We start from the raw sequence: 18,918 nt of genomic DNA, 5'->3' as shown, positions 1-18,918 counted from the left end.
GCGTGACAGCATTTGTGTAATAGCTCTAGGATCAGCTGTGCGTGACTTAGCTGTTTCTACACAAGGCATTTGAGCTACCTGTTTTGGTACTATTACCGAAATAAGTACAGTAATCGCTACTTTCTATATTGGCCACATCGACCTGCTCTACCAGCATTTTATTAGGTATGTTATTGTCGCTCATACATTTTGCCACACCGTCTACGTCATCCGAGGCATCTTTTGCAAAGCACTCTTTTACTTTCTGATTTTTGGCATTACCATAGGCAGGTAATACTGAGGTCGAGTAAATATCAAAGGTATACATTTTTGAAGTTTTTTCTTCAGAGTCCGAGCCTAGGCTCATCTGCTCAAAAGGCCCACTATTAGCAGTAGAGCTCACGTTTTTGATCATAACTTGCGTCATGGTAGTGTTACGACTGCTCGTATAATCATCAGCCTGAGTGGGGTCACAATACCCAGTAGTATTATTGACTATCTTGCCACCACCACGGCGTATAACTGCGTTATCAATATTGAAAAAGGCGGAACGGGGTCGATAACAAAAATCGATCAGGTCATCATCATTATCACCCAAAAAATAGTAGCCAAAAATACCGGTAATCCCCATTATCTGCTTGTATTGCTCACTAGAGGGCAAGCCGTTTACCGACATCTCGATCTTGTTATTGACACTATCTGAGGACTGCAGTAGTACCGTATTTATCTGATCGCTAGTCGCTAGCTTAAGATCGGTACTACTATTACGTACCGCAATCACACCGACTAATATAATCAAGGTCAAAAATAATAAGACCACAATCAATACCGCACCGCGCTGGGCGGAAGCTATTGAAGGATAAGTGCGCGAGCGGTTGCTATTCATAGCTAACTATTACCTTTTACAGTCAAGATAAGCTTGATCTGATGGATTGATCAAAGAAGTTGTGCCACTGCCACTAAAATAAACTAGATAAACCTACTTTTCTATATTAGCTGCTAACTTCTAATAATATTTACGATTCTAGCATTACGTAATAGCGTATTGGTGGTATAGACTCTACGTAAATAGTTTGGCGCGTCCGTTTGTGGTTTTAGAGTTTGCTCTACACCAAATATGTCAAACTTGTTGTTACTATCTACTGGGCTATTCGCCGTACTTCTAGCCAATATGGCCAGCTTAATATTAGTAATAAAAGGCTTATCAGTAGTGAGATCCATGTATTGTTTGACTGTCATATCTCGATATTCATAGCTACTACCTCCTCCTGCTGTAGGAACTTCTTGTTTTACACCTAAACGAATATTAAATTGATCTACATTTCTAATGACAGTTTGACCAATATCACCAAAGTCTTGGTGTTCGTATTCAGTATCATTTTTCTTTTCTATTCTACCTGCATCACAATTCAGATTTAAGTTCTTTCTATCTAGACCAGTTTTATTATCGTCTTCTGCTATAAAATAACGAGTAATTACGTGCTCATTCACTTCCACATTTTTACCTTCGCAATCTTGTAGCACCTGACCTGTAGTATTAGTATATTGAATAGTAAGCTGGTCACTAGCAACATCGGTGTTAGTCAGACCGTTCCATCTACGATCTTTATTTCCCGTACTGCTCATATCATGACTACGAGTCAAAAAACCATCCTTTAGCTCGTTTGTAGTTAAAACATTGACAAGATCTGTATCATCGTCGCTAGAAGTAAGTACCACACCGCCTATAGTAGTTTTGTCATTAAGAGGCACTCCATCATTGCCAAGATTTGCCAGTCTTAACTGATATTCTAAACCTTGCAAACCAAATATTGCTGAATCCTGAATTTCAGAACCTGCATTCTGTATGCGATCTACACGTTGACTAGTAATAAAAACCTGAATTACAGCAGCTGATATTAACAAGCCTAAAACTAGCGAAATCATAAGCTCAATCAGTGTAAAGCCTTGATGATATCTAATGTTTATAGGTATATCGGATTTCATCAATATGTCTCCACAATGATACAGTTACTACCACTGTTATAAATACCATTTTCATTCGCACAAGCATCATTGTCACTATCATCCATTAATGGCTTAGTATCTCTCCAGGCCGCGATCACACATTTGACCTGAGAAAAATCAGCTGTTCCTGGACAAATAACCATTTTCACACTAATACCATAGTCGTTTAACTGCTCAAATGCTGCTTTAGACTCATTAATAGCAATCTGCTCAGCAGTACATTCAGTACAGCTTTCAACGGTCTTTGTAGCATCATTAATTGTCTGTTGATAGGTATCAATTTGTTGCGAATTAGCACGCATATTCTCCGCTAAGCCACGGATAACACTGAGTGCCTGAGTGCGTAGCAAGCTCTCATCAGTAGCACTAATTGTTCGCAATTGTAGAGCACTAAATCCAAGTACTGCAACAGATAGTAATAGAATCGCAACCATCACCTCTATCAGCCCTACGCCCTCCTGTGTAGACTTCGCTTTCATCAGCAGCTCCCAACGTTTATAGTATTGATGTTAGCAATTTTATTAACACGCACTTGCCCAAGTGTTTCATTACTAGAGCCGCTATCGCAGATTAAGTATGATATCTCATTGTCACTAGCAATCAACTTATTAGGCTGGAAAACAATCGTAGTTTCTGTAGTAGGTGTGATACTGATAGTGCTTTGTTCACTAATATTATAGCTAGATATGCTGATACTATTAGCTTGTAAGGTAATCTTTTTAGGAGTAGTAGAAGCGTCATATATAACACTAACGTTTTGACGACGAATAATACTTTCGGCTTTAGCTTCTTTCAGTGCATTAACTAAAGTAGCTGTTGTCGACTTCACACGCTGGTTTGCAAGTTGAGTGCTAATACTAGGCGCTGCGATACCGACAATAATAGCTAGTACAGCAATCGTTACCATCAATTCAATCAAGGTAAAACCTGAGCTTACGTTCTTCAGCTTAGGTGGTAGAATGTTCAAAGATGCATTCACATCGTGTTCCTATTTAAAACTGCAATTATCTGTCTTTTACTTACGGCGTATTGAGTATGAGTATCTTATGTTTTTACCTTACTACTACCATGACTTCTTACATATATTTATTCAATAATATGCAATTTTCATTCCACGATATTTAATGAACATCATCTAAAAATGTCTACAGATGCTCTCTGAAGTCCTTAATTAATGTATTAGTTCGCCAAAATATCGTTTAGACATTTAGCTCAGAACAACAAATTAGTATACATAACTATAATAATATAGCGTTAAGGAAATATATTAGCAATAATTAGATATTGCTGACAAAAATATACTAGGTTTAGGATTTGCTGCCATGTGCTAATACGTAAGCAGAAATTTGATAACTATTATGGCCGCTATCTGTTACTGACTTTATTGCTGTAGGTGAAATGAACGCTCGCGCTAATGCTTGTAAGCTTGCCCCTGTGGTAGATACATCATCAAATAATAGCAAGCGTTTTGTAGGAGGCTTTTCGATTAGAGCAAACGCGTTATCTAAGTTACTAAGACGTTCGGCACGAGACAGTCCTTGCTGACTAACTGTATCGTCAATACGCTTAATGCCCTGCCATAAAGGAATTTGCCAATATTTAGACAATTGGGCAGATAGAATACTGACAGGATCGAACCCACGTTTGACCAATCGTTGACTTGTCGTTGGCATAGCAACAATCACACTGTTATTGCGATGACAACCGTGTGGACGCGGTAATTGACGTATAGCATGCAATAATAACGGCAATTTCGTCATATCCTCCTGATGCTTAAATGCTCGGATAGATTGACGTATTGGATACTCGTAGTAAGTAGAGGCTTGGATAGATAGAGATATACTAGGAGCGATATCCACTTCAAAAGGTCTTGGCAACCAAGTGATATCGTTGTGACAGTGAGCACAAAGTAAACCACTGCTTAAATGGCTGTTTGCTTGATGAACGATATTAGTAAGAAAAGAGTGTTTCTTTAAGGCTGTCCGTGTAGGCGGCGCATCCACTATATTATGTAGGCTAGATGGTGCTTGATGGCGCAATAATTGAGATTGTGGTGTACTACGATAAATACGGCATAGTTGGCAGCGCATATCCATATACTCTGCCAACCACAGTCCAGTTTGATAAGGCGCTAAACCGCGCATAAACTATAACTTGTCATAACTTATCATAAATTCCACCTATATTAGAGCCTTTCTCAAATTGGTGTCCTTTCCGAATTAAAGCCCTTTCCAATCATTCAGTACGATACCGAAGCCGATAGAGGTATTTTCATGATTGTAATCAATGATCGACTCACCATATCCCTGGAATAGCTGAACCATACCATTAACGTTTTCTGAGATAGGATAGATATAGTCGATTTGCGCAGCACCTTTATTGGTACCTGGATTGTAGCGCAAGGTACCGCTAATGCTCTGATCAGCCGGCAAGTCATATAAGAATTTGATATCACCGTAGCCCATGTAGTCTTCGATATCTGGATTATCATCATCGCTACTATTTTCACTATTTACTCGAGCCCATAGGCGCGGTATGACCGAGAGTCTGCCCCACTCTGCACCTGCCATGAGATAGGCACGATTCCATGAACGTGATAATGGGTCATCTTGTCCATTCGAGTGATGCACAGCACCTGCGCCCAACATACGCAGACGTCCACCAAAAGGCAGATCTGCTGTCACAGGTTGGGTTAAGAATATTTCAGGTTGATAATCGGTAGCACGGAATGGACGCGAGTTGTCTTCGTTATAAACTTGCCAATGTGATTCTTGGGTATAGCCAAACCATAGGTCAGCACTGGTATCAAACAAATCTTCTGCGACTTTTGTTTTTAAGGATAATTGGAACTTTAACTCAGTCTCACGTATATCATTAGAATCAAAAGGATCTGTTTCTTGCGATGGTGTACTTGGATTTAAATTGGGATCGAAAGTATAAAATAGTGGCAACAGATACGTCGGTCGATATGGTCTGACCGTCCAAGTACCACGCTCACTATTTTTGTCTAGGTCATAAGATAGACTGAGTGGCGAGAATTTTTCGATATCTGTTTGAGTGACACCTACATTTTCTAAAATCTGTGCCTCACTATTCGTTTCAGCATCTACTTCTACGTTACCGTTTGCCTTCAATTTGCTGGCTGCTGTTTGCTGATTGGTCATTAAGATGGTATCTGCATCTTCAACTGTCGTCCCGCTCATCGCCGTTTGAGACTCAGCCAATATCACTTTTGGATTACCTGAGACCGTACTTTGAAAGGTCTTTGCCAAATCAATTGGTTGTTTGGTTGAGGTATAGCTTGGTGTCTTACCTTGTTCAGCTACCTTATCAAAACAAGCGAGTCGAGCAGCACTAGACTGAACTTGGGTACATTCAGAAAATAGCTTGGCTTGCTGAGCAATAAATTCTTTGCTAATTATTTTGCCACTTTGTGTACTCATATCAGAAGATATCGCACTGTTATCAAGACTCTGTGATAGGTCAAGATCCTCGTATTCAAACGCAGCTTCGGGCGCTGGCAGTTCGTTATAAGTCTGAGAATCATCAGCAGCTTGTACTTGTATCGCGGTACAACTCAACGCAAGAGCAACTGCAATACGAAGAGGCATATGCGCATTCTGGTAAGACGGCTGTTGGTGACGCTGAGTAATGGTATGGGCAAACATAAGTGTCCTTTATCTAACTAGCATTAGCGCTAGCAGAGTATATGAGGTAATTAATATAGCCATTAGCGTTATCGCTAAAATAGAATTGACTGATACTATCAGCTAATCGCAGATACTAGGAGCGGAAAAAATGACAATTAGTGCCCCTGCTGCATTGTTTCTTTATTGTAATGAAAATATAAGCACGATACTAGCTTTATCGATAGTTAAAATAACCACCTATCAATATAATTGCTTATATAACAAATACTTAATAAATATTCTATAGTATGAATTTAATGGCATCAAAAAAGCCAGCATACTTTTCTTAGTATACTGGCCTTCTTAACATTCTTAAGAGTTTTCGAAATATTACACTGGTTTCTTAAGTGTTCATTATTAAATGTTAGTTGTTCAACGCCGATAATGTTTGCTCAAATTCTGAGCGACCGATCTCACCAACTTGCTGATTTACTAGCTGACCATCAATATAATATAGTAGCGCTGGTGGACCAAAGAGTTGGTAACGAGACAACACGGCTTTTGAGTCTGCTGTCGTCTCAGTGATATCGAGCTTCACTAATTGCCAATCTTGCATCTGCGCCGGACGATTATGAAACAGGTTCTTGTCCATAATCCGGCACTCAATACACCACTCTGCCGTTAGATCGACAATGACATTCGGATTGGCTGCGACAATGGTATCTAGCTCTGCAAGCGTCGTGATCGTCTTATCAGTGGTACTATCACTATTCACTGGTTGACCAGACGTTGACTGTACCATCATCGGTGCTGCACCCAATGACGCTAGTGGATGTAAGCTATCGTCATTGCCCAATGCAGCGCCAACTATTAGGCAAGCCGCCCAAATACCAGCGATAAGGCTTAGTGCTTGGGTCAGCATACGACCTTTACCTAGCCAACTCCATGCCCATGTTGCCACGACCATAAACCATAATGCCCATACCATAAGCATGACTGGCGATATAAAGACGCGCTCAATCAATAACAGTGCCACAGCAAATAGTAGTAAAGCAAAGCCTTGCTTGACCCAATTCATCCACTCGCCTGCCTTTGGCATAATCTTGCCTTGAGTAGCACCGATTAGGATAAGCGGCGCTGATAAACCAAAACCCAGCATGAATAAAGCGGCAAAGCCGAGCAACGGACTACCAATGGTAGAGACCGCTAATAATGCCCCAAATAATGGCGCAGAAACACAAGGTGACACGACTAGTGCTGATAGAAACCCAGCGATTAAACTGCCGCCTGTACTACCAAGCTTACTGTCACCTGCTTGGCTTAAGCCTTGCATCTTTCGACTGATCGCTTGTGGTAATCGCACACTGAAAAGACCTAACATGTATAGTGCGAGAAGTATAAAAACAATAGCAAAGCTAATGAGAATAATTGGATTCTGCAGCCAACCAATAATACCTAAAGACTCACCGAATACTGCGATAACAGCGCCCAAAATACCATAAGCAGTCGCTACCCCAATCGCGTAACTGGTGGTCAAGATGACACCGCGTTTGACCGTTGGGTTTTGTTCGCGGGCTACAATGTTGGCCACGATAGGTAGCATCGGTAACACACATGGCGTCAAAGCTAAGCCTAAGCCTGCTAAAAATAATAGTACTAATGCCAACCAAGGGTGAGAGGCCAAACCAAAAGGATCGCTATCAACGAAACTGTTGCTCAAGGTACTTTCGCTATTGGCCGTCTCGCCTGTTACGCTGCTATTTGCTGCAGAAATCGTATTCATCGCTGCACTACTATCTAAAGAATCATACTCTACAGCGCTGTCATCAATGAGATCATAGTCAATAGCACCATCGTCTGTCAGTGCTTGCGCCTCATGAGGCAAAGTATTATCAAGAGCTGTTGAGCTTACTTCCTCTGGTGTCGCCGTAGCACTATTCTCTGAGTCGGTCGAGCTCGCAGTACTCTCACTATCTGCTGATACCTGTGTCGATGCGGCTACAATATTGACAGTCGTATTAATCTTTTCAGGTGGATAGCATAGTCCTGCTTTTGCACAGCCCTGCCAGCCGACGACGATAGCGGCACTATCTATATTCTTACCACTATTGTTCGTCAGTGTGGTGGTAGCGACCATATTCGCTTGGTCAAATACCTGTACTTTGCCAAAAGTCGGATCATCTATCGAATATGGTGTCTGGCTAAAGGTAAAAGGTGCAGCCGTCACGCCAGCGGGTAGCGTAAGCTTAATTTGCTTTTTATAGACGTAATGTTCAGGAGTGATATCGAAATTAATAGATAACCGCGTACCTGCTTTGACAGGGGTACTATCTGTACTCACCTGAAACGCTTGATCTACTGGCAAAAACTTTGACTTCGATGAGCTTTCACTACTACCAAAAAGGTCGCCTAACCCTGCCGCTTGTACCGTCGATGTCGCTGATAAACCTGTCAGCAATGAGCCACTAGCGATGGCAAGCGCTAAGATATGGGATTTTTTCGAATGGGTAGATACGCTAAATGATGAAGACTTTGGTGATGTCTTGATGGACATGAATGGCTACCTATTATTACCGATATTTTAATCAATCTGCTCGCTATTTATCTGCGTGTCGCAGCAATGTCTATTTTGGTTTTAACTTTTTCTGGTGGGTAGCATAGCCCAGCCGTTGCACACCCTTGCCAACCAATAATAACAGGCGCGTTTTTGGCGCCCTTACCATTACTCGTCGTCAGTGTTGTGGTTGCAATGACGCTTCTTTGCGTAAATACAGGAACCTGACCAAAGGTCGGATCATTGATTGATACTGGTGATTGATTAAAAGCGAACGGCGTGGCGCTTATTCCTTTAGGGAAGCTCAACGTAAGCTTATCCTTGTAGACATAATGCCCTGGTGTAATTTCAAAACTAATCGACAACCGCGTGCCTTTGGAAGTCGCTTTGGTATTACTGACCACCTGAAAGGCTTCATCCACTGGTAAGAACTTTGATTTTGCCGAGGAGCTATTTTTAAATAAGTCATTTAACCCTGCTGCTTGTACACTGATCGATGTCATTGACAGAACCGTTACTAATGAAGTGCTTGCAACAGTTAGAACCAATTTATAAAGGTTTTTAGAAAAATATTTATTAGACTGTTGAATCGACATAGATGATTACCTTTAATTGCAGTTTGCGATGACTATTTTGCTGAGCGCATAGATATATTTATAGCACTGGCTATCAAACTTGTAATGAACAGCAGGCGATTTATCTACTGATAAAAAATATCAACCAATAAGAGAATATTGGTTGATATTTATAAATTGTTGAAAGTGCATGGATGAACGAATGTTTCATTCTACAAAGCTATATCAGTATCAGAATTTGTTCACTATACGTCTGTTATTAAGCCTTATAGCTGAGCATAAAGATCCGCATCTTGACCTTCACCACCTTGTTGACCATCAGCACCTAACGAAAATAAATCGTAAGGTCGCCCTTCACTACCTGGTGCAACATACTGCATCTCATTTTCCCAGCCATCGGTCGGATAGCCACCTTTAATATACCCACCTTCAGGATAGTTTTTTGCATCAGCTGGCGGTGTCGTAAGCGCCTCTAACCCTTGAGCGGTCGTCGGATAGCGGGAGTTATCAACCTTATACATATCTAACGCATTTGAGACAGTGGCAAGCGCCGTTTCAGTTGTTTTCACACGGGCCTTATCACTTTGACCAACTACTTTTGGTACCACTAATCCAGCAAGAATGGCTAGGATCACAATAACGACCATAATTTCGATAAGAGTGAATCCTGATTGACCAGACTTTTTTGTCGCACTGCGCTGCATAGCTGAAGAAGCGGTCTTATGGTCATTTACAATATTTGAATGGGATTGCGTATCCTGAATAGCACTTTTTGGCGTTATATTTACTTGGAGTTTGTCAGTCATAGTCATCGCTTTGGTCATCACAGTTATGTAAATAGTAAAAGTGGCGTTCTATCATAGCTCTCATTAATGATATATCAATGAGCTCTTAAACTATTGTCACTATAAACCATGGTTTTATTTTTATCCAGCGCTGTACCTAGTTTGGGTTTGCTATTTCAGCCGAAGCTAAATATTGAATGACACCAACTGTATGACTATTAAACCGTGCTTACTATAGCGCGGCGCTTGTGTTTGCCATAGCAAAAATAGCGTTCGTTCAACAATATACAACAGTAAGCAAACCTTAAGAAAGCTAGTCCAAGGTTTAGCAAGCAAGTTAGGTGATATGAATAGAGTAAAAGAGAACTAAATAGAGGTTTTGGAGATAGGAAGCTGTCTGTATGTGAATAGCATAATGAATCATAGGCTAGCGACTGAACCTAGCCTGCTAAATCGTTCATATTAACGATAGGTAGCATAACCGCCATTACAATAATCATAACTACTACGCCCATCAACACCAGCATTAAAGGCTCAAGTAATGATAATAAGGTGCTGATAAAATTGGTTGCTTCTGCCTCCTGCATATTGGCGGCACGGCTCAGCATATTTTCAAGCTCGCCTGAGTTTTCTCCGCTTTTTATCATCTGTACCATCATCGGTGGAAAGTAAGTAGATTTCTCTAGTTGACTAGACAAGCTGGAGCCTTCTGTGACCCTATCAGCCGCAGTAATAATCGTTTTTTGGATATGTAAATTGGTCGTGACCGCAGCCCCAATATGTAATGCCTCAATCAGTGGCACCCCTGATCGTACTAGTATCGCAAGGGTACTGGCAAACCGCGCGGCATTCAGACCTTTGGACAATCTAGCTAGTATCGGCAATCTAAGCACCACGCTATCGATAGTTAATTTACCTGCTTGCGTTTGGGCAAAACGGTAGAATAAAAATGCGGTACTTGCCAATACCAGTAATATTAACCACCACCACTGAGTAATGATATTCGATAGCGTGAGAACGATTTGAGTAATTAAAGGCAGTGCTTGCTCAGACTGTTCAAAAACTTTGACAATTTTGGGCACGACGAAGCTCATCAGCCCCATAATTACCGCAATTGCCATTACCATCAGGACAATTGGATAGACCATAGCCCCTTGGATTTTCTTTTGGAGGGCAAAACGGTTTTCGGTGTAGTCTGCTAGCTGATTGAGGATAAGGTCAAGATGGCCAGATTTTTCGCCTGCAGCAATCGTAGCGATATATAACGGTGGAAAGCTAGCAGCTTGTTGCAGAGCACGTGCTAAGCTGAGCCCTTCTAAGACATGTGAGCGTACCGCAAGCATCAGGGATTTTATATGAGTCTTTGGAGATTGCTTAGCAACCGCTGCCAAGGTTTCCTCAAGTGGGATACCCGCTGCCAATAACACAGACAACTGACGTGTCAGCAATGCCAACTCGTATGCAGACGGTTTTTTGTAGCGGTTTTTGCTCTGACTCTGTCTGTCATTGACCGGGTTGACTTCAACGGGTGTCCATTGCTTATCACGCAGCTGCTGGCGAATTTGCCGCGCAGAGTCCCCTTCTAGCAAGCCTTTTTGGACAACGCCATGGTCGTCAAGCGCTTTGAAATGATAGGCAGGCATGGCAACAGATATCCTAAGAGACTTACAGGTAGACAGTTATAATTTATGACTTAATAGAAATTTATTAATTTGACATTCAACGCTTAGAGCAGTGGCGTTGAGTCATTACTATCAGGCATTAAACCTTGTAATAATAAGACATCCAAATGCTGCTGCTGTAGCTTTTTATCAAAGTCATTGACCTCAGCGATTAGCATTCTTTCAATACGTTTATCACTCGCGAAAACACTCAAGCGCGCACAAATAACGGCCAACTGATAAATGCGTTTTTTGCAATAACCGTCAAGACCTTGTAATAATCTGACCATATGCGGGGTTTCAAGACTGGCGTAATCATAGTCAGCCACGACTTGCTGTCCAAGGGCTGTGACGCCATAAGTGATCGACAAGTGAGCACAATAATAACAGCTGAATAAATAACCAACCACATGACCAATATAATAGCCTCGATCGTAGGTAAAGCTACTCACGCCAAAATGTCCAAGCACATAACTATTGAGGCTACCTTGGTCGCGAATTGGCTTGCCGTGCTTTAACTTACCGACCGTAGCAAAGCACAATGGATTGCGACCATCTTGAGTCGTCAGCTGCCAACCGGCGGGCTGCTGTGCAGGCATATGACGCACGATATCTGCAATAATGTCATCGACCACATGCAGCTGCTGCCAGAGTCTTTCGAGCGTATCCGTATCCATCAACCCACGTTTATCGAGCTGCTGCGCAAGTAAATATTGCTGATATTCTGCGAATTGTGGCTTCAGGGTTTGTACTAAGTAAGTAGGACGCGTATTGGCAGATGCCATATATAACAGTCGAGTACGCTCATGCTGAACACGATAAAGCGCAACACGCTGCGTAGCGACATTGGTTTCTTGCGCCACAGGTTTTGCAGCTACTGTAAGACTATCGGATGACTCAGATATTACTGCTTCAGTTGCTACCGCCTCGATATCTGACAAGGTAAACATCGTCAATAATGCCGCCTTATCAGGTGTATCTACCGGCTCATTTTTCGGCGCCTCTTTGCCGACATGCGGGTTCTCTACAGCATTGTTTTTATCAACATTACTTTCTGTTTTAGCAGGTGCAGCAGCCTCTTGTTGGCCATTGTTTCCTGCATTTAGCTTTGCGGTCGGTTCAGTCATAACATACCATCAGCAGCGAAGATAAACATCGTCTCGATCCTTTTATACACCTAGCATATAAGGACATATAACGCGTTATAACACTAACGCTTTTGTCTCGACGACTCATCAACCCATAGTACCTGAACACAGACTCAATGTCAGCTGCCCTTAACTAAAATAGCCATAGCAAGTTACCAAAGGCCTTATAGATATGAGTGACTCAACATCTACAAATAACAAGTATTCACAAATTAAAAAAGCGCCAAGGACATATAAATGACCTTAGCGCTTATCTTCGAGATTCTACTTAAATAAACAGAAACTGGAACTAGAATTTTAATTGTAAAACTATTCAAGATTGTTCTGTCGATACTGCTGGCGGTATACTTTTGGCGAGACACCATACACACGTTTAAATGCCTGACTAAAAGTCGAATCTGAAGCGTAGCCCACCATCTCACTGATACGGCTAATACTGTTTTGCTGTAAGCGTAAATAGCGAGCCGCCAATCGTAAGCGGTAATCGATCAGATAAGTCAGTGGTGGCATGCCAACAGTGTCTTTGAAACGCTGTGCAAAGCTGGAACGTGACATCCCTGCTACTTCGGCAAGCTGATGAATGGTCCAGCTTTCACTCGGTGCGCCATGCATTGCAGCTAGCGCCTTGGTCAGAAATGGATCTTTCATGGCTTTGAGCCAATTTTCTGTAGCTTCAGGCAAGCTTTCGATATAGACGCGCAAACACTCAATCATCATGATGCTTGCCCAATGATTGATTACGGCCGTTTTGCCCATACGCTCACGCTCAGCTTCTAGTGTTAGCAGCTTTATCTCTACATCAATCACTTCAAACCGACCGTCAGCAGCATCATTGAGTTCAGGCAATATCGGTGGCAGTACTGACAACAGAGGATTAATCATCTCTTTGTCGTACTTACATTCGATCAGTATCAAAGAAGAATTGGGGTCTCCATCGCCATCGCCATCGATATCAAGTGTACGCTCGGTGCAATTACTCAATAGTTCATCAAGCGACTCAGCAACATCGCCATGGTGATTGAGTGCGTAACTCACATGCTTGTGCGCATTCGGAATCATGATCATGTCGCCAGCGCGAGCTTCTCGTAGACCATTACCAACATCAATGCAAAAACCGCCAGACATTACTAAGTAAAATAAAATGGTGTCTTTTCTAGTAATAGAATAAGACCAATTGCCAGTGCCATTTAGACGATAATACTTAGTCTCAAATAAATGCACGTTTTGCAGCAATACACTCAGTGCGTCCATCAATCAATTCCTCAATAATGCAGATTAATAACGATTCATCTTAAAAAATAATAGTATTCTTAATAACAATTTCTGTCGGTTTGCTCTATGCCAATGCTTGCTCCAATAAATAATTTTTATTGAATAGTATGGATGTGATAACACTTAAGCATAATGCATCATTTAAAACGTCATGTCTATTTACTTATTAGAATTACTAAACAATAATAGAGGAGACACAGTCACGCTAGGCCTTAAGGAAAACCTACAGGAAGTATTGATAAAAATTTGGAGGGTTATCTAGTATTGAAGGTGCTATCAAACTTTATCTGTTTAATATTATAAAGATAATATAGAGATAAAATCGAATAGGCATAAAAAAATCGCCATCAAGGGCGAGTGCTATTACTTATATATTTTTAGATTAAGATATGATTTGTATGTAGGTACATACAGAATAAAATATGGGGCGACTGATGGGACTCGAACCCACGACAACCGAGATCACAACCCGGGGCTCTACCAACTGAGCTACAACCGCCATAACTATTGCCAAAGAATAGGCAAGATTTGCAGGCTAAATGGTGCGCCTGGCAGGATTCGAACCTGCGGCCACCTCCTTAGAAGGGAGATGCTCTATCCAGCTGAGCTACAGGCGCTCTTAGAGGACTTTTATATACTAAGTTTACTTTACGATATATTTTACTATATCAGAAACTAAACCGTTATACATAAAAAAAAGCCTGTAAGGCTCTTAAAATAGATGGTCGGAGTGATAGGATTCGAACCTACGACCCTCTGGTCCCAAACCAGATGCGCTACCAAACTGCGCCACACTCCGAAATTCTCTATTATCACGATAGTTTGTTAATCAACTCGTTGTTGGCAATGCCGCTAACTTGTTAATGTTCCTCGCTATCGAGGTGCACATATTAAGGGGTAAAGGCGATTGTGTCAACACCTATTTTCGATTAATTTCAAATAATCGCTAATTTTTTTAAAATTACGTCAATTTCGCCAAAATAGTGACAGAAAGACCCTTTTTTATCTATCAATTAGTCAGTCATTCGCGTTGTCATTGATAACGATATTAAGCTTTGTCCAAATGTGGCAGTACTTCACCGTTAAGTGTGCCTGTCAAAACATCAAACGGCATTAACCATAAATGGGCATCAATTGATCCATTGTTTTTAATATCATCGCTACTGCTATCATTATTACTATAATGTGATTGCTGCTTGAGCGCTACTGGTTGCCTATCATTACCTAGCACTGGGTAAACCAACCAGACCTGCCCCGCCAAGTAAGCTTGTGCATAGCTGGTCAATTGATAAGCGTCGCTCGCACTAATCGCAGCGGCATGCGGTAAATACTTCCACTTAATATCGATGACATGACTGTAGCAACCTTTGGTTTTGTTTTTGGCTTTAGTTTGATTAGGTACTATATCGTTCTGGTTTTGACAATCATCGGAGACGATTTCAAATATCAGCAAATCAGGCCGTATAGATAAGCATGCTAGTCCCTCAGCATCGTTAAGCCAGACACTTTGGGTTTGGTAAAAAGGACGATAATTGCTACTAATCTGCTGAAATACAGATGCGATACGCTGACTTGCCCATTGCTCAAAAGCTTGATTCATATCAATCAATAAACACAATCTTAGCTGAGAGCAATTTTGTCTATTTGGATCAATACCGTTACCTGTCGCAGCTATCGTCTGTTTCAATAACCAGTATGCCAAGTCTACTAACTGCTGCGCGGCATGCAGTTTTTGCTTTTGGAGTGGTTGAATGTCTAGCTGACGCTTTGCTTGAGTATATATTAACGCTATCTGCTGCATTTCGCGGTTGTTTAGCGTAGACACCTGCTGCCATAGCTGTAACAGCTTTGAAGAAATAAACTGGGGCAATAAAGGCATCAAGTAAACCAATGCTCTCTTAATCAGCCGATTGGCCAACATGTCGTGACTTAATACGCTACTTTCACAGATGAACTTATGCGGTTGCATACTATTGTGACGCAGTTGCTCTTTGATGAGCAGTCGACCTTGCAAGGATGCCTGATTTTCAATCTGAGCCTGATAATGCTTGGTTGGTTGATAATCCATTAAACGCTGCAAAAACTGCTCAATCAGCCAATCTGATATAGGCAATACTTTCAACGGTAAAGGAGTGGACTGGGAACTAAACTGACCGAAATTTTTCGTATTGGGTAGCTTACGATTGTTATGCGCATCAAGATGAATTAAATCCGATAGCATACCCTGTACCCAATGACGGGTCTGGACGATATCATTGCTCTGAGTAGACTGATTTAGCTTTGGCAATATCTCAAGCGTTATGCCACTAGGTAGGAGAATAATCCCAATATAGTGCCCAACCTTAAGCTGCCATTGCCCTTGCTTACGCTTGATAGTAAATACTGCAAACTCTTGTGCCATTAGCCAATCGAAGTCAGACGCGTGCAAAAAATCATGCACGGTCAAACGTTGATGCTCAAACACGGTGATAACATTCATGGTAGCGACACTACTGTTAGGGATACGAGTCTGGCGACTGTTTGCCCTAATAGCGTGCTCTTTGGCGTAATATGGATTATTCGTTATCACTGAACAGTCATCCTGCTAGTACAAACGCTGATAGATAGCAGCATTATTAAACTCACCATCCCTAGCAATCAAATCGGCATTGATAGTATAACTATTCACATTCATAGACTGACCAAGAAAAGAACCCTGCCCTGCAAATATTTGGTGTTCAGCGGAAGCATTGTTTTGGTTGCCCATCGGATTATACAATTCGTCATTCATCAATGCTTGACTGTCCTGTACGAACTGCTTACTCGTCGGTTGCTGCTCATCTCCAAAGATATACTGTAGCACCGTAATTTGGCCACCAGCTGCTTGAGCCAATTGAGGAATAATTTGTTCAACGAGAGCTGTTTGTAATTGCTCTAACTGAGTGACGGTGAACAAAAACGCATGCCCCAACTGTGCTTCTATTCCCAGTGTCTGCACGATACGTCTATTCAAGCCTGTTAGTAATTTACTCAAATCTATCGCGCTTGCTTCTGAACCGTCAGACAGTCCAGTATCAATGTCATTGCTGTCATAAATTGTCGATAGTAAATCAGGCTGCGGTGGACAGTCAATGAAACGAAAACGTCGGCGTAATGCCATATCAAGTGGTGCTAAAGAATGGTCTTGGGTATTCATAGTGGCATAAATATCGACATTGGCAGGAACACTAAAAGCATGCCCAGAATACGCCAAATTCACTGTCATCGCATTCGGCTTGCCCGCTCGTTTATCAGGCTCTATCAAACTAAGAAGCTCACCAAACACCCGTGACACGTTAGCACGGTTAATCTCATCAATCAGCATGGCATAACGCTGCTGAGGGTCACGGGCGGCGCGTTGGCATAGCTTTAAAAACGCCCCATCTTGCACCGCGTAACTCATTTGATTTTGATTAGATATGCTATTATTTGCTTGAGTGGCGCCACTCATGACAGGACGTATACCTTCTACAAACTCTTCATAACCGTAGGCTTGATGGAAGCTCACCATACTAAAACGTTGCTGACCGATGTTTTGATTTTGATGGGCTTGGTTGTCACGCTGTGCTTGCTGAAACTCTGCTAATTGCTGCGATAAATCTTCTAGTAGCACCATACTCTCTGGCAATAAATACCATGATCCACTATTGTCTTTATCAAAATAAGCTTGGCTAGCACGGTTATCAAAACTGACTGTTTGAGAATTCGTAGGGCTATGTCTACGTAACTCTAACCAAGCTGTGCTATCTAGATTTTTATCACGTGAGTTCTGAGCAGCCTTCGTCATAAAAAAAGGATGATCAATAATTTCTCGTACCTTTAACAAATCCTGTTGTTCAGCACGTAAATCTAAAAATACCAAACATAATACTTCGCGCCAGCTTAGACCTTGCAGCAGCTGCTCTAATAAATCTTCATTTTCAGTCTTGGATAGATAGTCGGTATATTGCTTCGCGATTTGCAGTAATCTATAGGTTTTACCTGTACCAGCAACGCCCGTATAAATAATATTGGTCGGTTCATGAGTAGACATATCAGGCATAACGTTATCCAGCGGCATTGAAAACAGGTTTAAAACAGACATGCTAACATTTTGTCATTATAACGTGACTGTCTATTGGCATGGTAACTATAGTCAACCCTCTATAAATTAGATGCGGTGTCAGTCTCGCTTAGTCTACTATTCGTAGTACTTTCACTCGGCTTCCTTTGTCCAAATGACGCTGGCATATAAGATACCTAGACTACTTTAAGTGGTGATCTAAATTAATGACATAACCTAGCAACATAGCAACATAGCAACATAGCAACATAGCAACATAGCAACATAGCAACATAGCAACATAGCAACATAGCAACATAGCAACATAGCAACATAGCAACGCTACTATTGTTTTGTAAGCGCAGCAGTTCATGCTAATAATAGTAGGAAGGCAATGGTTGATGTACCATAGTATTTGTAGCGACTTTCATTATCTATATTTATGTCGCCATCATAAAAAGCCATGCTAAGAATGTCATTCAACTCATTTACGTTAAGGAATTTTGTATGTCAGGATTATTAAAAAAACTACCCGCCAAGTTGACCAATAAACTGCCAGCCAAAGTATCTGACAGCACAAAATCTTCAGTTGAAAAACCCAGTAGTACGCTAAAACCAATTAGCAATCAATTTACTAAACTGTTATCCGTCACCAAATATCTGCCTGCTGGAGCACGCTCAAGTATTTTATCTAAAGCCTTTGGCAAGGTCGTCCCATATGTCGGCACGACTGGCATTTATTATGAGACGGTAGAACCAAACCAAGTGGTCGTTAGTTTAAACAACAATAAAGCCGTCCAAAACCATATCGGCTCTATCCATGCAGTCGCCATCACATTACTGGCTGAGACGGCAACGGGTTTTATTTTGGGTTTGAACTTGCCTTCTGATCGTATCCTGCTGATTAAATCTTACTCAGTAAATTTCCATCGTCCAATCAAAAAAGGTCAAATTGCTGCTGTGGCAAGCTTGTCTGATGAACAACGTTTGAATATCCTAAACACGCCCAAAGGTGAGATGATTATTCCTTGTGTCATCAAAGATCGTGAGTCTGATAGTGACCGTGATCCCATTGTTGTTGAGATGACCTGGGCATGGATACCAAAAGCAGAGCTAGAGGCACGCCGCCAAGGTAAAGCGTCTGAAAAAGACGCAGAAGATGACACTAAAACCGAGGCACCAATCGAAGAAAGCGATGCTTCATCTACTCAAAATAATAGTGCTGATAAGTAGTTAATAAAAATTGAT

15 protein-coding genes and 3 tRNA genes are annotated in these 18,918 nt (G+C 41.5%); 1 reads left to right on the top strand and 17 read right to left on the bottom strand.

From position 1 onward, the window contains the following. Positions 1-46: 46 nt before the first annotated feature. The 17 genes from FQV37_RS02075 to FQV37_RS01995 form a co-directional block, all read right to left on the bottom strand. Positions 47-865, bottom strand: coding sequence for a pilus assembly PilX family protein (locus FQV37_RS02075; RefSeq protein ID WP_160021081.1), 819 nt, complete (start codon positions 863-865; stop codon positions 47-49). Positions 866-978: 113 nt separating this feature from the next. Continuing rightward, positions 979-1,965, bottom strand: a complete 987-nt coding sequence (locus FQV37_RS02070; protein ID WP_160021153.1) for a PilW family protein — start codon at positions 1,963-1,965, stop codon at positions 979-981. Next, positions 1,965-2,465, bottom strand: a complete 501-nt coding sequence (pilV, locus tag FQV37_RS02065) for a type IV pilus modification protein PilV (protein WP_160021080.1) — start codon at positions 2,463-2,465, stop codon at positions 1,965-1,967. Before pilV ends, FQV37_RS02070 begins: the two co-directional genes overlap by 1 nt. Next, the gene (locus FQV37_RS02060) at positions 2,465-2,965 is read right to left on the bottom strand and encodes a pilus assembly FimT family protein (RefSeq protein WP_240990913.1); all 501 of its coding nucleotides are present in this window, start codon (positions 2,963-2,965) and stop codon (positions 2,465-2,467) included. Before FQV37_RS02060 ends, pilV begins: the two co-directional genes overlap by 1 nt. Positions 2,966-3,293: 328 nt before the next feature. Continuing rightward, positions 3,294-4,130: a ComF family protein gene (locus tag FQV37_RS14190; protein ID WP_240990912.1), complete on the bottom strand. Its 837-nt coding sequence runs from the start codon at positions 4,128-4,130 to the stop codon at positions 3,294-3,296. Positions 4,131-4,205: 75 nt separating this feature from the next. Further along, the gene (locus tag FQV37_RS02050; protein ID WP_160021079.1) at positions 4,206-5,654 is read right to left on the bottom strand and encodes a phospholipase A; all 1,449 of its coding nucleotides are present in this window, start codon (positions 5,652-5,654) and stop codon (positions 4,206-4,208) included. Between the two features lie 385 nt (positions 5,655-6,039). After that, positions 6,040-8,169, bottom strand: a complete 2,130-nt coding sequence (gene dsbD, locus FQV37_RS02045) for a protein-disulfide reductase DsbD (RefSeq protein ID WP_160021078.1) — start codon at positions 8,167-8,169, stop codon at positions 6,040-6,042. A gap of 47 nt (positions 8,170-8,216) precedes the next feature. Continuing rightward, positions 8,217-8,765, bottom strand: coding sequence for a protein-disulfide reductase DsbD domain-containing protein (locus FQV37_RS02040; protein ID WP_102094697.1), 549 nt, complete (start codon positions 8,763-8,765; stop codon positions 8,217-8,219). A 245-nt stretch (positions 8,766-9,010) separates the two neighbouring features. Further along, the gene (gene gspG / locus FQV37_RS02035; protein WP_102090915.1) at positions 9,011-9,448 is read right to left on the bottom strand and encodes a type II secretion system major pseudopilin GspG; all 438 of its coding nucleotides are present in this window, start codon (positions 9,446-9,448) and stop codon (positions 9,011-9,013) included. A 521-nt stretch (positions 9,449-9,969) separates the two neighbouring features. Continuing rightward, positions 9,970-11,172 (bottom strand): type II secretion system inner membrane protein GspF, encoded by a 1,203-nt coding sequence (gene gspF, locus FQV37_RS02030; protein WP_057758190.1) that lies wholly within the window; start codon positions 11,170-11,172, stop codon positions 9,970-9,972. Between the two features lie 83 nt (positions 11,173-11,255). Next, entirely contained in the window at positions 11,256-12,317 is a 1,062-nt protein-coding gene (locus tag FQV37_RS02025; protein ID WP_102090814.1) for a hypothetical protein, read from the bottom strand. A 330-nt stretch (positions 12,318-12,647) separates the two neighbouring features. Beyond that, positions 12,648-13,589, bottom strand: coding sequence for an AraC family transcriptional regulator (locus tag FQV37_RS02020; protein WP_160021077.1), 942 nt, complete (start codon positions 13,587-13,589; stop codon positions 12,648-12,650). Positions 13,590-14,033: 444 nt separating this feature from the next. After that, positions 14,034-14,109: transfer RNA gene (locus tag FQV37_RS02015), tRNA-His, on the bottom strand. 41 nt (positions 14,110-14,150) lie between these two features. Beyond that, positions 14,151-14,227: transfer RNA gene (locus FQV37_RS02010), tRNA-Arg, on the bottom strand. Positions 14,228-14,332: 105 nt separating this feature from the next. Then, a tRNA-Pro gene (locus tag FQV37_RS02005) sits at positions 14,333-14,409 on the bottom strand. 249 nt (positions 14,410-14,658) lie between these two features. Next, entirely contained in the window at positions 14,659-16,179 is a 1,521-nt protein-coding gene (locus FQV37_RS02000; protein ID WP_240990911.1) for an McrC family protein, read from the bottom strand. Between the two features lie 15 nt (positions 16,180-16,194). Continuing rightward, the gene (locus FQV37_RS01995) at positions 16,195-17,712 is read right to left on the bottom strand and encodes an McrB family protein (RefSeq protein WP_240990910.1); all 1,518 of its coding nucleotides are present in this window, start codon (positions 17,710-17,712) and stop codon (positions 16,195-16,197) included. Between the two features lie 465 nt (positions 17,713-18,177). On the opposite strand from FQV37_RS01995, the gene FQV37_RS01990 reads away from it, so the two are divergent. Beyond that, a complete protein-coding gene (locus FQV37_RS01990; RefSeq protein WP_160021076.1) occupies positions 18,178-18,903 on the top strand; it encodes a DUF4442 domain-containing protein in 726 nt (241 codons plus the stop codon). Positions 18,904-18,918 lie beyond the last annotated feature (15 nt).

This window comes from Psychrobacter nivimaris, from assembly GCF_009812035.1.
GTDB lineage: Bacteria > Pseudomonadota > Gammaproteobacteria > Pseudomonadales > Moraxellaceae > Psychrobacter > Psychrobacter nivimaris.
The sequence above is the reverse complement of the archived record's forward strand: the minus strand, read 5'-3'. Positions and strand labels throughout refer to the sequence as shown.

What these genes read in the sequence shown, in the direction of transcription:
- FQV37_RS02075 (WP_160021081.1), bottom strand. Translation starts at nt 865, where the DNA reads ATGAATAGCAACCGCTCGCGCACTTATCCTTCAATAGCTTCCGCCCAG.
- FQV37_RS02070 (WP_160021153.1), bottom strand. Translation starts at nt 1,965, where the DNA reads ATGAAATCCGATATACCTATAAACATTAGATATCATCAAGGCTTTACA.
- pilV (WP_160021080.1), bottom strand. Translation starts at nt 2,465, where the DNA reads ATGAAAGCGAAGTCTACACAGGAGGGCGTAGGGCTGATAGAGGTGATG.
- FQV37_RS14190 (WP_240990912.1), bottom strand. Translation starts at nt 4,130, where the DNA reads ATGCGCGGTTTAGCGCCTTATCAAACTGGACTGTGGTTGGCAGAGTAT.
- FQV37_RS02050 (WP_160021079.1), bottom strand. Translation starts at nt 5,654, where the DNA reads ATGTTTGCCCATACCATTACTCAGCGTCACCAACAGCCGTCTTACCAG.
- dsbD (WP_160021078.1), bottom strand. Translation starts at nt 8,169, where the DNA reads ATGTCCATCAAGACATCACCAAAGTCTTCATCATTTAGCGTATCTACC.
- FQV37_RS02040 (WP_102094697.1), bottom strand. Translation starts at nt 8,765, where the DNA reads ATGTCGATTCAACAGTCTAATAAATATTTTTCTAAAAACCTTTATAAA.
- gspG (WP_102090915.1), bottom strand. Translation starts at nt 9,448, where the DNA reads ATGCAGCGCAGTGCGACAAAAAAGTCTGGTCAATCAGGATTCACTCTT.
- gspF (WP_057758190.1), bottom strand. Translation starts at nt 11,172, where the DNA reads ATGCCTGCCTATCATTTCAAAGCGCTTGACGACCATGGCGTTGTCCAA.
- FQV37_RS02025 (WP_102090814.1), bottom strand. Translation starts at nt 12,317, where the DNA reads ATGACTGAACCGACCGCAAAGCTAAATGCAGGAAACAATGGCCAACAA.
- FQV37_RS02020 (WP_160021077.1), bottom strand. Translation starts at nt 13,589, where the DNA reads ATGGACGCACTGAGTGTATTGCTGCAAAACGTGCATTTATTTGAGACT.
- FQV37_RS01995 (WP_240990910.1), bottom strand. Translation starts at nt 17,712, where the DNA reads ATGTCTGTTTTAAACCTGTTTTCAATGCCGCTGGATAACGTTATGCCT.
- FQV37_RS01990 (WP_160021076.1), top strand. Translation starts at nt 18,178, where the DNA reads ATGTCAGGATTATTAAAAAAACTACCCGCCAAGTTGACCAATAAACTG.